Source organism: Enterobacter cloacae complex sp. S1 (assembly GCF_014930525.1).
In the GTDB taxonomy this organism is placed as follows: domain Bacteria; phylum Pseudomonadota; class Gammaproteobacteria; order Enterobacterales; family Enterobacteriaceae; genus Enterobacter; species Enterobacter hormaechei_C.
In genome coordinates, this window is record NZ_JADBRE010000023.1 from 167,615 (window position 1) to 181,332 (window position 13,718).

The window sequence follows — 13,718 nt, forward strand, 5'->3', positions numbered from 1 at the left end:
CCTGACTAAATTGGTCAACTATTTACTTGACTGTTTTAGTCAGGTATTTAACCTTCTGTGCCGTATTTTGCCCGGCGGCGCTGCGCTTGCACGGGCCTACGGGCTTTGTAGGCCGGGTAAGCGCAGCGCCACCCGGCGAACACACTGCACTACTCTTTATTCTTCTGCTCAATCGACGCCAGAATCCCGCGCAGGATGTTCAGCTCCTGGCTTTCCGGACGCGCGCGGGTGAACATACGGCGCAGCTTGTTCATCACCTGGCCCGGGTGGCCTTCACGGATAAAGCCGGTAGCGAGCAGCGTCTGCTCCAGATGACCGTAGAAGCGCTCGAGGTCGTCCACCAGCGGGTAGGCCGTCTCTTCTTTAGGTTCGACCGGTTTCTCCTGCGTCGCCAGCCATGCCATGCGCACTTCATAGGCAATCACCTGCACCGCCATCGCCAGATTCAGCGAGCTGTATTCCGGGTTGGCGGCAATCGCCACGTGATAGTGGCACTTCTGTAATTCCTCGTTGGTCAGGCCAACACGTTCACGGCCAAACACCAGCGCAACCGGCGCCTGTTCCGCTTCTGAGATGCTTTTCAGGCCGCATTCGCGCGGGTCCAGCATCGGCCAGGGCAGCGTACGGGAGCGCGCGCTGGTCCCCACCACCAGGCTGCAACCGGCCAGGGCTTCATCCAGGGTGTCCACGATCTGCGCATTCCCGATCACGTCGCTGGCGCCGGCCGCCAGAGCAATAGCCTGAGAGTCTGGTTTCACCAGCGGATTCACCAGCCACAGGTTCGTTAAGCCCATGGTTTTCATAGCGCGGGCCACAGAGCCCATGTTGCCGGTGTGCGATGTTTCGACCAGCACGATTCGAATGTTTTGCAGCATAATTTTTAAATGTCTGGATTCAGTGTCTGAAGAATATTCGGGCATATTATCATAAACGAGAGACATAATCCGATCCCGCTGCTATACTCTGCGCCGATTTTCCTGTTCTTTAACATCCAGTGAGAGAGACCGATGCATCCGATGCTGACCATCGCCGTGCGCGCAGCGCGCAAGGCGGGTAATGTAATTGCCAAACACTACGAAACCCCAGACTCCGTAGAAACCAGCCAGAAAGGCAGCAATGATTTCGTGACGAACGTAGATAAAGCCGCAGAAGCGATTATTATCGAAACGATCCGCAAATCTTACCCGCAGCACACCATCATCACCGAAGAAAGCGGTGAACATGAAGGTACCGATCAGGATGTTCAATGGGTTATCGATCCACTGGATGGCACCACCAACTTCGTCAAACGCCTGCCACACTTCTCTGTGTCTATCGCAGTACGCATCAAAGGCCGTACTGAAGTCGCCGTTGTTTACGATCCAATGCGTAACGAACTGTTCACCGCGACCCGCGGTCAGGGCGCGCAGCTGAACGGCTACCGTCTGCGTTGCAGCAATGCACGCGATCTGGACGGCACGATTCTGGCGACCGGCTTCCCGTTCAAGGCGAAGCAGCACGCAACCACTTATATGAATATCCTGGGCAAGCTGTTCACCGAATGCGCGGACTTCCGTCGCACCGGCTCTGCTGCACTGGATCTGGCCTACGTCGCGACCGGCCGCGTTGACGGTTACTTTGAGCTGTCTCTGAAGCCGTGGGACTTCGCGGCGGGCGAGCTGATCGCACGTGAAGCTGGCGCGATTGTTTGCGACTTCACCGGCGGCCATAACTATATGTCTACCGGCAACATCGTTGCAGGTAACCCGCGCGTTGTTAAAGCCATGCTGGCAAACATGCGTGATGAACTGAGCGATGCGCTGAAGCGTTAATTCAGTCTGTTAAGCCCGGTGGCGCCACGCTTACCGGGCCTACAACACGCCTCAGATACGGCTAGAAAGGCCGCAACCCCCTACCCACCGGCACCGCACTCATCCACATTGTCACCGCAGCCACCAGCAGAATCATCCCGCCCGCCAGCGCCAGAGTCGTCCAGCCAACCTGTCGCCACAATACCGGCGTTTTATTGCCGCTGAGTTTTACCGCCAGCTGACGGAAGCTGTGCACCAGCAGGGCTAACGAAGAGATCGTCAGAGACGTTCCCGCCGCCATCGCCAGCGCCGAGAGCATGCCCCAGCCAAATACGCCTGTCACTTTGCTGAACAACAGCACCATGATTGCGCCCGAGCATGGACGCATCCCCATTGAGAGAACAATCATCAGGCGCGCACGCCAGTCCTCACTGTTCTGTAATTGTTCCTGCGTCGGCAGATGCTGATGCCCGCACCCGCAGTTTTCATGGTGAACGTGATGCGGTGTAAAGGCTTTGAATTTGGGCTTTAGCAGTAACGCGCGCAATTTTTTCAGCGCCCGCCAGCAGAGGATCAGCCCCAGCACGCCTACCAGCGCGTAACTCCCCTTCTCCAGCCAGAAGCTGCTCATATGCAGCTGGCGGGCCGGCAGCTGTAGCAGCGAAAGGACGACCACGACCAGCGCAATCGCCACACCGCCCTGAAGTAAAGAAGAAGCCAGCGTCAGGCCGATACTCGATTTCAGCTTCGACGGATGCGTGGCAAGCCAGGTCGTGATGACGATTTTGCCGTGCCCCGGCCCCAGGGCATGCAGCACGCCATAGATAAAGCTGAACGCCAGAAGAGCGCCGCCCGCTTTGGTCGGATTTTCCGCCACGGCTTTCAGCAGACCGCTCATCTGCTGATTAACTTCCCGCTGCCAGAGGATGCTTTTCATCATCACCTGCGGCCATGCCTGCCACAGCCAGAGCGCACCGCCAACTGCAAACAACAAAAAGAGCGCCAGAGGCCAGAGGTGCAGCCAGCGACGCGGCTTACTGACGGGAGAGGAGATCACTGACATTGTAACGTCACCTCCTGCGCAAACTGTTTACCTAACTCCATGTCTTCGGGGGGCGCATCCTCTTTATCAAGAGAAACGGCAAAGTTCAGCATCTCTTCGCTGGGTTTCGGGGTGTGCACGGCAATTTTGCAGCTTTTTTGCAGCGCGTCCGGCAGCCGTACGTCGCTGTCATTGTCATAGCGCATATCGACATAGTAGGTTGGGTCAAACGTGGAAAACCTGTACTTCTGCCCGGCCAGCGGTTGAGGGTGCGCCAGCGGAAGGATAAAGGTCAGCACCGCCTGATGTCCGTCGCGGGTCATACCGTACACCGTGGGACGGTTGAGAAATTTCACCTTTTGTCCGTTGTGCCAGAACTCGGTGAAGTAGTGCTGACCCAGCACGTTGGCCATCACTTCCGCCGCCAGCTTTTTCCAGATCTCATCGCCGGGCTTTGCGTTTCCGGCATCGTACAGCAGGTCGGCGGAGGTGATTTCATCCATCGTCCAGCGCATTTTCAGGCCGCTGAGCTGCGTGCCGTCCGTCACCAGTTCGGTTTTCAGGCTGATAAAACTGTGAGGATGTGCACCGGCGGCAAAAGTGAAAACCGCCAAAAATAACGCTACCGCGCTTTGTTTAACTATTTGCATCTGTTCCTCACGTCAAAAATTCTGTGATGTTCGCCAGCAATCCTGAGTGAAAGGCCTGCCGGTGCGCTTTTCAGCGCCCATCCTTTAGCTATTCTTATCAAACATTCACACTGGATACCCGACAGATGATGACGACGCTTGAAATTCCATCTGTGCTTTCCAGTTCGCAGCGCCGCTGCCAGGTGCTTTTGATGCTTTACCTGCCCGATGCTGCCGTCACCGCACAGAGCATAATCGCTGCCAACGGCGTGGACGACGTCATGGCACGGCAAGATATAGCCGAGACGCGCGATGAAATCCAGCGCTATCATCGCCTTGATATCGTCACGCACCATGATGGCTGCTACCGAATTGAGGGTTCCGCCCTGAATCAACGTTTGTGCCTGCTGCACTGGCTGCGCAGGGCGCTTCGGCTCTGTCCACATTTTGTTGCCCAACAGTTTACCCCTGCCTTAAAAACCGCGCTTAAACAGCACGGCATTGCCCGCCCGCTTTATGACGATGCGAACCTTCGGGCGCTTATCAACTTTTGTGCGCGCAAGCTTCAGCGCCAGTTTGAGTCCCGCGACGTACAGTTTTTACAGCTTTATCTGCAATATTGTCTGATTCAGCATCATCTGGGCAATACGCCAGAGTTTTCGCCCGTTCAGCGCAGCTGGACGCAGTCCCGAGGGGAATACTTTACGGCGCAGGAAATTGTCCGCCACTGGAAACGGCGCGTCCCGCAGGGAACGCATAGCGATGAACAGCTGTTCCTGGCGCTGCTGTTTATGATGCTTCGCACACCCGACCCGGTGATGGATAAACACCAGCAGGATCAGCGCCTGCGTCGCGCCATCGTGCGTATGGTTGCCCGTTTCCGGGCGCAAACCGGGATGAACTTCAGCGATGAGCAAGGGCTGACCGATCAGCTTTATATTCATCTGGCTCAGGCGCTGGACCGCGCATTATTTGACATCGGCATCGACAACAGTCTGCCGGAAGAGATCCACCGTTTATACCCCCGGCTGCTGCGCACCACTAAAGAGGCGCTGTTTGAGCTGGAAGCCGAATTTGGTCTGCGATTCTCCGGTGAAGAGATGGCTCTGGTGGCGGTGATTTTTGGTGCCTGGCTGATGCAGGAGACCGACCTGCATGAAAAACAGGTGGTCCTGTTAACGGGGGAAGATAAAGCCTGCGAAGCGTTAATTGAGCAGCAGCTTCGCGAGCTGACGCTGCTGCCGCTCAATATTCGTTATCTTAGCCTGGAGGCGTTTAAGAAGGAGGGCGCCCCCCGCGAGGCGGCGCTGGTCATTACGCCTTATCCAACCGCCCTGCCGCTGTTCTCGCCGCCGCTCATTCATGCCGTTGAGGCCCTGAACACGCAGCAGCAGGAACATATTCGCGTTATGCTCGAATCATAGTTACGAGCGAGCAGCCACCTTTGGGCGGATGACGATGGCAGGTAAAGCGACCAGCGCCATCACCCAGAACACACCGTGCCCCAGGTGCTGATAGAGGAAACCGGCAAATACGGTCATCACCGCAATACTGCCGCCCATCGCCACCGCTGAATAGACCGCCTGAAGACGAATAACGTCCCCACCCTCTCGCGCCGCGATGTAGCGCATCGCCGCCAGATGGCACACGGTGAAGGTTCCGCAGTGCAGAATTTGCGCCACAATCAGCCACGGCAGCTCAGTCGTCCAGCCCATGATGCCCCAGCGCACCACGCCGCAAACGGCGGAAAGCAGCAGCAGGTCACGCGCCCCGAAACGACGGAAAAGTTTTTGGCTCAGCGCGAAGATAATGACCTCCGCCACCACGCCGAGCGACCACAGGTAGCCTACCGCAGAAGCCGAGTAGCCCGCCCCCTGCCAGTAGATGGCGCTGAAGCCGTAATAGGCCGCATGTGCCCCCTGGAGCAGACAGACGCAGGCCAGGAAACGCCAGCTTTGCGCCACCAGCGAGCGCCAGGCGGGCCAGCCGGCGCTCTCCTGATGGCGGCTTTCGCCCTGCGGCATTACCGACGGACGCAGCAACATACCGAGAAGCATCGAGGCGATGCCGAGCGTTAACAGCGCCAGAATGGCACGATAGTCATAGAGGCTGACCAGTTTCCCGACCAGCGCAGAGCCGATCACGAAGGCAATCGATCCCCACAAGCGCACGCGGCCATAGTCCATGGTGATCTGCTTTTGCCAGGTGTTCGCCAGGGCATCCGTCAGCGGCACCAGCGGGGAGAAGAACAGATTAAAGCCAACCATTACCACCATCAGCCAGGCAAACTGATGGCTGACCCAGAAACAGGCCGCAAAGACCAGCGTCAGCAGGGCCAGAATTCGCACCGCTTTAATCAGTAAGGAGGGATCGCTGACGCGGGGCGCAATCAGCAGGCTACCCAGGAAACGTGCCACCAGCCCCGCGCCCAGCAGGATGCCAATGGTCTCAGGCGTCAGACCAATTCCCTTGAGCCAGACGCTCCAGAAAGGCAAAAAAATACCGTAACTAAAGAAATAGGTGAAATAGCTGAGCGCCAGCCAGCGCGTGGAATGCAAGACCATGAATCCCTCCTGAAATGGAGGCGATAGTCTGGCGTTAATCCCTGACTTTAGCAAGTCGTTAGCGCGCTATAAATTAACGATAAATTAACATCATGGACAGCCGGTCGGCGTATGGCGAGAGCGGCAAAATTGTATTACGTTTAAAGAACATCGCCTGAAGAGGTCGTTTGCCATGAACAACTTACGTTATTTCGATTTCGGCTCCTCTCGTTCTTTCCTGCTTTTAATTGCCCGCATTGCTATTGTGGTCCTGTTTATTATTTTCGGTTATTCCAAGCTGACGGGGTTTAGCGGCACCGTTCAGTATATGACGTCGCTCGGCGCCCCCATGCCCATGCTCGCCGCCATTATTGCGGTGGTGATGGAAGTCCCCGCCGCGATTCTGATCGTGCTGGGCTTTTTCACCCGCCCCCTCGCGGTGATCTTTGTCTTCTATACGCTGGGAACGGCGGTGATTGGTCACCACTACTGGGATATGACGGGCGATGCGGTCCTGCCAAATATGATTAACTTCTACAAAAATGTGAGTATCGCTGGCGCCTTTATTTTGCTGGCGATTACCGGGCCGGGGGCCATCTCCCTCGACCGACGTTAGCCCATAAAAAAAGGCCGCATGAGCGGCCTTTTTCAGTTCTGCGACGTAAAGAATTATGCGTACACCGGGAAGCGTGCGCAGATGTCCAGAACTTTACCTTTAACGCGCTCGATAACCGCGTCGTCATTGATGTTGTCCAGAACATCACACATCCAGCCCGCCAGCTCTTTCACTTCCGCTTCTTTAAAGCCACGGCGAGTTACGGCCGGAGAACCGATACGGATACCGGAAGTCACGAACGGGCTCTTCGGATCGTTTGGCACGCTATTTTTGTTGACGGTAATGTTGGCGCGGCCGAGGGCTGCGTCAGCTTCTTTACCGGTCAGGTTCTTATCAACCAGGTCCAGCAGGAACAGGTGGTTTTCAGTCCCGCCAGAGACCACTTTGTAGCCACGGTTCAGGAACACTTCCACCATCGCTTTGGCGTTTTTAGCAACCTGCTGCTGATAAACCTTGAACTCTGGCTCCATCGCTTCTTTCAGCGCGACGGCTTTCGCGGCGATAACGTGCATCAGCGGGCCGCCCTGGGCGCTTGGGAACACGGCGGAGTTCAGCTTTTTGTACAGCTCTTCGTCACCGCCTTTCGCCAGGATCAGGCCACCGCGTGGACCCGCCAGGGTTTTGTGGGTGGTGGTGGTCACAACGTGCGCATGTGGAACCGGGTTCGGATAAACGCCTGCCGCAATCAGACCGGCAACGTGCGCCATGTCGACGAACAGGTACGCGCCGATGCTGTCAGCGATTTCACGCATTTTTGCCCAGTCAACGATGCCGGAGTAAGCAGAGAAACCACCGATGATCATCTTCGGCTTGTGCTCTTTGGCCTGCTTCGCCATGTCTTCGTAGTCAATTTTACCGGACTCATCAATACCGTAAGGGATGATGTTGTACAGTTTGCCAGAGAAGTTAACCGGGGAGCCGTGAGTCAGGTGGCCGCCCTGCGCCAGGTTCATACCCAGAACGGTATCGCCCGGCTGCAACAGCGCGGTGTAAACAGCGAAGTTAGCCTGAGAGCCAGAGTGCGGCTGGACGTTCGCGTAGTCAGCGCCAAAGAGTTCTTTCGCACGGTCAATCGCCAGCTGCTCAACGATATCAACGTATTCGCAACCGCCGTAGTAGCGCTTGCCCGGATAACCTTCAGCATATTTGTTGGTCAGCTGAGAACCCTGCGCCTGCATCACGCGCGGGCTGGTGTAGTTTTCGGAGGCGATCAGTTCGATGTGCTCTTCCTGACGTACTTTTTCCTGCTCCATAGCCTGCCACAGTTCGGCATCATAATCGGCAATGTTCATTTCACGCTTTAACATCCGCATCTCCTGACTCAGCTAACAAGTAAATTTTTGCCTGAAAAGGCAGTCCTGTTGGACGACGGGCAACAGTATAACTGAATAGTTCTGCGATAACAGGTCTTGACAAACGATTTTACGCAAACGTTTACCTCCACGCCACGCAAGGGTTTGAGCAATAAAGCTCTCGCCATTTTCAACGGATTTCTTTTCAGCTTTGTGATGCATATTTTTCACGATGCAAAGAACCATTTACATTGCATGGGTATTTTTATAAGATGCATCTAAAATACATCATTAAAGTAACATCAGAAGGAAGCTGCTATGCTCGACGCCCAAACCATCGCTACCGTGAAAGCCACAATCCCCCTGCTGGTTGAAACGGGTCCTAAACTGACCGCCCATTTCTACGATCGCATGTTCGCGCATAACCCGGAGCTCAAAGAGATTTTCAACATGAGCAACCAGCGTAACGGCGATCAGCGCGAAGCGCTGTTTAACGCTATTGCCGCCTATGCCAGCAACATCGAAAACCTGCCGGCTCTGCTGCCTGCGGTGGAAAAAATCGCCCAGAAGCACACCAGCTTCCAGATCAAACCTGAGCAGTACAACATCGTCGGCAGTCACCTGCTGGCAACCCTGGACGAAATGTTCAGCCCGGGCCAGGAAGTACTGGATGCCTGGGGTAAGGCCTATGGCGTACTGGCAAACGTATTCATCAACCGTGAAGCGCAGATCTACAGCGAAAACGCCAGCAAGAATGGCGGCTGGGAAGGCACGCGCGCCTTCCGCATCGTCGAGAAAACCCCGCGCAGCGCACTGATCACCAGCTTTGAATTTGAGCCAGTGGACGGTCAGCCGGTTGCCGATTACCAGCCGGGCCAGTATCTGGGCGTCTGGCTGAAGCCTGAAGGCTTCCCGCACCAGGAGATTCGCCAGTACTCCCTGACCCGCAAGCCAGACGGCAAAGGCTATCGCATTGCGGTTAAACGTGAGGAAGGCGGTCAGGTATCCAACTGGCTGCATAACGAAGCCAGCGTGGGCGACGTGGTCCATCTGGCGGCACCGGCGGGCGATTTCTTTATGGCCGTTGAAACGAATACCCCGGTGACGCTGATCTCCGCAGGCGTAGGTCAGACGCCAATGCTGGCGATGCTGGATACGCTGGCGAAAGCAAACCACAGCGCGCAGGTTAACTGGTTCCACGCGGCGGAGAACGGTGATGTGCACGCCTTTGCGGATGAAGTCAAAGCGCTCGGAGCGACCCTGCCGCGTTTCACCGCGCATACCTGGTATCGCCTGCCGACGGAGGCAGACCGCGCAGCGGCTCGTTTCGACAGCGAAGGCCTGATGAATTTAGGGCAGCATGAAGGGGCGTTCAGCGCACCGGGGATGCAGTTCTACGTTTGTGGGCCAGTAGCGTTTATGCAGTATGCCGCGAAGCAGCTGGTAGACCTGGGCGTGAATAAAGACAACATTCATTACGAATGTTTCGGCCCGCATAAAGTGCTGTAATCGCCCGGCGGCGCTGCGCTTGCACGGGCCTACGAAGGGTTTTGTAGGCCGGGTACGCGCAGCGCCACCCGGCAAGAATGTTAAATCGCCGCGTCGTCTTCTTCGCCGGTACGGATACGGATCACGCGCGCCACGTCAAAGACGAAGATTTTCCCGTCGCCAATTTTACCGGTCTGCGCCGTGCGGATGATGGTATCCACACAGGTATCGACGATATCATCGCTCACCACGATCTCGATTTTCACTTTCGGCAGAAAGTCCACCATGTACTCTGCGCCACGGTATAACTCGGTGTGGCCCTTCTGACGACCAAAACCTTTCACTTCAGTTACGGTCATCCCGGTGATGCCTACTTCTGCCAGCGCTTCACGTACATCATCCAGTTTGAAAGGTTTAATAATCGCATCAATCTTTTTCATGGTGGGTCCTTAAACTCTTGCCAGTAAGCAGCCTCGTAATCGGTTGCTCACAGTATCATATTCAGGCGAATTTTGCGGTATTACTCTTTAAAATCGTTCGCTTCCAGCTCGTGGCGTGAGAGCAATTTATAAAACTCGGTACGGTTACGCCCGGCCATGCGCGCCGCGTGGGTCACGTTGCCTTTGGTGATTTGCAGCAGCTTGCGCAGATAGTTCAGCTCGAACTGGTTTCGCGCTTCCGCAAACGTCGGTAAGGCCGTGTTTTCCCCCTCGAGGGCCTGCTCCACCAGCGCATCGCTGATCACTGGCGATGACGTCAGCGCCACGCACTGCTCAATCACGTTCACCAGCTGGCGTACGTTGCCCGGCCAGCTTGCGGTCATCAGGCGTTTCATCGCATCGGTGGAGAACGCGCGCACAAATGGTTTGTGGCGGTCAGCGGCCTGGCGCAAAAGGTGATTTGCCAGCAGCGGGATATCTTCCGCACGCTCGGCCAGCGCCGGGATTTTCAGGTTGACGACATTCAGTCGATAGTAAAGATCTTCACGGAACTCGTTGCGCGCCATCACCTTGGGTAAATCGCGATGGGTAGCGGAAATAATACGCACGTTGATATCGATATCGCGGTTGCTGCCAAGCGGACGCACTTTTCGCTCCTGCAACACGCGCAGCAGTTTGACCTGCAACGGCGCGGGCATATCGCCAATTTCATCAAGAAACAGCGTGCCCCCCTCAGCCGCCTGGAACAGCCCTTCACGGCTGCTCACCGCGCCGGTAAAGGCGCCGCGGGCATGGCCGAAGAGCTCAGACTCAAGCAGCTGTTCCGGCAGCGCGCCACAGTTGATGGCAATAAAGGCATTTTTACTGCGCGGGCTGGCGTTGTGGATCGCCTGGGCCAGGATCTCTTTCCCGGTCCCGCTCTGGCCGTTGATCAGCACGCTAACGTCGGATTGCGCCACCATCCGCGCCTGTTCCAGCAGGCGCAGCATCACAGGGCTACGCGTCACGATGGATTCACGCCAGGCGTCGTCGCCGGATGGCGCCGCATGCTCAAGGGCGCTGTCGATTGCTTTATAGAGGGCGTCTTTATCCACTGGTTTGGTGAGGAAGCTGAATACCCCCTGCTGCGTCGCGGCCACCGCATCAGGAATAGAGCCGTGAGCGGTGAGGATAATCACCGGCATCCCGGGCTGCTGCTTCTGGATCTCCGTGAACAGTTGCAGGCCATCCATTTCATCCATGCGCAAATCACTGATCACCAGATCGATTTTCTCGCGGCTGAGCACTTTCAGCCCCTCCTGCCCGCTTTCAGCGGTGACCACGCTGTAGCCTTCGCTGACCAGACGCATTCCCAGCAGCTTTAACAGCCCGGGATCGTCATCCACCAGTAACAGATGGGCAGGTTTACGGCTTGTCATGGCTTCACATCCTCTTGTTTCGGCGTCTCACTGTCTGGCGTCGTGGCAGAGTTGCCTTTCGACCCATCGGGCAGATAGCTGCCTGCCGGCTTACGCGTCGAGAGCTGTCTTTCGATATCGGTCAGATTTTCGAGCTTGCGGGTGGTGGTTTCCAGCTGCTCGCGCAGCGACTCCTGCTGCTGGCGAAGCGCATCAAGCTCGCTGTCGCTCGACTGCTGCAATTTGCTGTAGCGGAAACGCTCTTCAGACAGCTGTAATTGCAGGGTTTGTCCATCCCGCCAGAGCTGATAGACCGGGCGCACCTGCGGGGGAATATTGATCACGTAAGTATCCAGCCGCGTCACGTTGGCGCGGCGTTCGACAGGCGTGATTCTGGCATCCGCCATCACGATCCCACGTTTAAACGCGTCCTGCCAGGTATCGTCCACCAGCATCGCCGCCTGGGCACGGGCCTCGGCGGGCGCCAGCCGCTGGGCGCAGTCTATTCCGCGCAGCCAGAACAGCGGATTGGATTCAACATCACGCCCCGACAGGTTCCAGATATCATCGCAACGTGTTGAAAGGAAATCGGCCAGCTGTTTTTGCGGCCATTTATCTTCCTGTTTGTGGCTAATTGCACTCTTCGGCGCATGGGTTACACAGCCGGCCAGCAGTAAGCAGGGCAGGCTCAGGCGCACATTTTTGCTGGAAAACACCGCGCGCAGTGCGCGGTAAAAGACGTGTGACATACTCACCAGGTTGTTATTCATTTCATTGATTTTTCCGGCTCAAGAGGCAGTTCGATACGAAAACAGACATCGGCGCGTTCATCACTCACGATGTTAAGCTCACCCTGCATGCGTCGTATGCAGTCGCGGGCAATACTCAGCCCCAGACCACTTCCTTTTACCGCGCCTTTTCGCTGATGACCCCCCTGGAAGAAGGGCTCAAAGATCATCGTTTTTTCATCATCCGGAATCGGGCTTCCCGTATTCGCTACGTCAATAAATACCCGCGAACCGTTGTTATTGCTTCTGATATAAATGGTACCGGATTCAGTACCATAGTGCACCGCATTGGAATAAAGATTATCCAGTACGCTCATTAACAGCATCGGCTCTGCCAGGCAGGAAGGCGCATTGAGATCCACCTGGGTATGCATCATTTTAGCTCTTGCTGGCAGGCTATGGGCGGAGATCACCATGTCCACCAACGGTTCAATCTCAACGCTTTCAAGCACCACAGCACCATCCGCCAGCTTGCGGTTATAGTCCAGCAGTTGTTCAATAAGTTTTTGTAAATTGCGGCTACTGGCATCCAGAATCGCCACGATCTCTTTTTGCTCAGGGGTTAACGGCCCCGCTACTTCGTCTGCCAGCAGCTCCGTGCCTTCACGCATACTGGCCAGCGGTGTTTTGAGTTCGTGTGAGATATGGCGCAGGAACTGATGACGCTGCGATTCCAGCCACGCCAGGCGTTCAGAAAGCCAGATGATACGCTGACCGACCGAGCGCAGCTCGCGCGGGCCTTTAAAAACAACCGTATCCCCGAGAGATTTGCCCTCCCCCAGGCGGTTAATCATCCGCTGGATCCCCTTTACGGGGCCGATGATCATGCGGGTAAAGAGCAGTACCAGCCCAAGGCTGACGAGGAACAGCACCAGCGCCTGCCAGCCGAAGAACTGGCCGCGCTCGGCAATCTCCTGCTGGAGTTGCTGCCCACGGGAAAAGATAACCGTACGGGTGGACTGCACCATCTCCGTATTGGCGTTCGCGAAGGCTTCAAGTCGGGCGGCGGCGGCAGCATCAGGACCGCTGTTTTTGCACTGGAGCTGCGCCAGATCGTTCAGATCCTGACGCAGCGCCTGATAGAGTTTGTCATCCGGCAAGACCCCGGCATGGGCATCCAGCATTTCGCTGTAGCGTTTACGCTGGTTCTGATAGACCCTCTCCAGCGTGCGGTCGTCCAGCACGCAGTACTGGCGATAGCTACGCTCCATCTCCAGCGCGGCGTTGGTCATTGCCTCGCTACGGCGGGCATCAATAAGCGTGGTGCGGTTAGTCAGGGCCGCCTGGGCACTTAACGCATTCAGGCTTTGCCATGCCTGCCACGCCAGAACCAGCAAAGGTAGCAGGATCAGCAGGAAGGCCATCATAACGAGCTGTCGCAGGGAGCGAGGGAAAGCGGGCCAGCGTTTCAACACATTACTCTCATCATCCGGGTTTGAGGAGAGCGTAACTGAGTCTGCCCTTCAGATACAACAAAGCCGGGTAAAAACCCGGCTTTGTCATGGAATAAGGCGGTGCCTAACTCGACGTTTCGCCCTGGCCTGATAAAGCATTGCAATAATCAGTAGTTGGACGGCAGGCACCTTTTTGTGCGTCATTCGAAGTTTATGTAGCACGTCCCGAAGGGGCTGACATAAGAAGGTGAATGAGCCACTGGTTACTATTATGCAACGCGCGTGCCAGATTGCAAAAA

Annotated in this window: 13 protein-coding genes; 4 read left to right on the forward strand and 9 right to left on the reverse strand. The window is 56.2% G+C overall.

Annotated features, from left to right (window positions below):
* Window positions 1–149: 149 nt before the first annotated feature.
* On the reverse strand, window positions 150–875 hold the full coding sequence (gene trmJ, locus IM290_RS16285) for a tRNA (cytosine(32)/uridine(32)-2'-O)-methyltransferase TrmJ (RefSeq protein WP_058685888.1): 726 nt from the start codon (window positions 873–875) through the stop codon (window positions 150–152).
* A 132-nt stretch (window positions 876–1,007) separates the two neighbouring features.
* On the opposite strand from trmJ, the gene suhB reads away from it, so the two are divergent.
* Window positions 1,008–1,811: an inositol-1-monophosphatase gene (suhB, locus tag IM290_RS16290; protein ID WP_003860668.1), complete on the forward strand. Its 804-nt coding sequence runs from the start codon at window positions 1,008–1,010 to the stop codon at window positions 1,809–1,811.
* A 61-nt stretch (window positions 1,812–1,872) separates the two neighbouring features.
* Here suhB and IM290_RS16295 read toward each other — a convergent pair whose 3' ends face one another.
* Window positions 1,873–2,853 (reverse strand): nickel/cobalt transporter, encoded by a 981-nt coding sequence (locus tag IM290_RS16295; protein ID WP_193042365.1) that lies wholly within the window; start codon window positions 2,851–2,853, stop codon window positions 1,873–1,875.
* Complete coding sequence (locus IM290_RS16300; RefSeq protein ID WP_048973745.1) at window positions 2,844–3,482, reverse strand: DUF1007 family protein; 639 nt, start codon at window positions 3,480–3,482, stop codon at window positions 2,844–2,846. The genes IM290_RS16295 and IM290_RS16300 overlap by 10 nt, the downstream gene beginning before the upstream one ends.
* Window positions 3,483–3,607: 125 nt before the next feature.
* Between IM290_RS16300 and csiE the strand changes: the two genes are divergently transcribed.
* Window positions 3,608–4,885: a stationary phase inducible protein CsiE gene (csiE, locus tag IM290_RS16305; RefSeq protein WP_193042366.1), complete on the forward strand. Its 1,278-nt coding sequence runs from the start codon at window positions 3,608–3,610 to the stop codon at window positions 4,883–4,885.
* Here csiE and IM290_RS16310 read toward each other — a convergent pair whose 3' ends face one another.
* A complete protein-coding gene (locus tag IM290_RS16310) occupies window positions 4,886–6,025 on the reverse strand; it encodes a 3-phenylpropionate MFS transporter (RefSeq protein ID WP_032669382.1) in 1,140 nt (379 codons plus the stop codon).
* Between the two features lie 172 nt (window positions 6,026–6,197).
* Here IM290_RS16310 and IM290_RS16315 point away from each other — a divergent pair, with 172 nt between their 5' ends.
* Window positions 6,198–6,620, forward strand: a complete 423-nt coding sequence (locus tag IM290_RS16315; RefSeq protein ID WP_193042367.1) for a DoxX family protein — start codon at window positions 6,198–6,200, stop codon at window positions 6,618–6,620.
* Window positions 6,621–6,673: 53 nt separating this feature from the next.
* On the opposite strand, the gene glyA is transcribed toward IM290_RS16315, so the two are convergent.
* Window positions 6,674–7,927, reverse strand: a complete 1,254-nt coding sequence (gene glyA / locus IM290_RS16320; protein WP_003860678.1) for a serine hydroxymethyltransferase — start codon at window positions 7,925–7,927, stop codon at window positions 6,674–6,676.
* A gap of 303 nt (window positions 7,928–8,230) precedes the next feature.
* On the opposite strand from glyA, the gene hmpA reads away from it, so the two are divergent.
* Window positions 8,231–9,421, forward strand: coding sequence for an NO-inducible flavohemoprotein (gene hmpA, locus IM290_RS16325; protein ID WP_017383546.1), 1,191 nt, complete (start codon window positions 8,231–8,233; stop codon window positions 9,419–9,421).
* 80 nt (window positions 9,422–9,501) lie between these two features.
* On the opposite strand, the gene glnB is transcribed toward hmpA, so the two are convergent.
* From glnB to qseE, 4 genes are all read right to left on the reverse strand, one after another.
* On the reverse strand, window positions 9,502–9,840 hold the full coding sequence (gene glnB, locus IM290_RS16330; protein WP_003860685.1) for a nitrogen regulatory protein P-II: 339 nt from the start codon (window positions 9,838–9,840) through the stop codon (window positions 9,502–9,504).
* A gap of 80 nt (window positions 9,841–9,920) precedes the next feature.
* Window positions 9,921–11,258: a two-component system response regulator GlrR gene (gene glrR, locus IM290_RS16335; protein ID WP_015572150.1), complete on the reverse strand. Its 1,338-nt coding sequence runs from the start codon at window positions 11,256–11,258 to the stop codon at window positions 9,921–9,923.
* On the reverse strand, window positions 11,255–12,007 hold the full coding sequence (qseG, locus tag IM290_RS16340; protein ID WP_015572149.1) for a two-component system QseEF-associated lipoprotein QseG: 753 nt from the start codon (window positions 12,005–12,007) through the stop codon (window positions 11,255–11,257). The genes glrR and qseG overlap by 4 nt, the downstream gene beginning before the upstream one ends.
* Window positions 12,004–13,437: a two component system sensor histidine kinase QseE/GlrK gene (gene qseE / locus IM290_RS16345; RefSeq protein WP_193042376.1), complete on the reverse strand. Its 1,434-nt coding sequence runs from the start codon at window positions 13,435–13,437 to the stop codon at window positions 12,004–12,006. Before qseE ends, qseG begins: the two co-directional genes overlap by 4 nt.
* Between the last annotated feature and the right edge of the window lie 281 nt (window positions 13,438–13,718).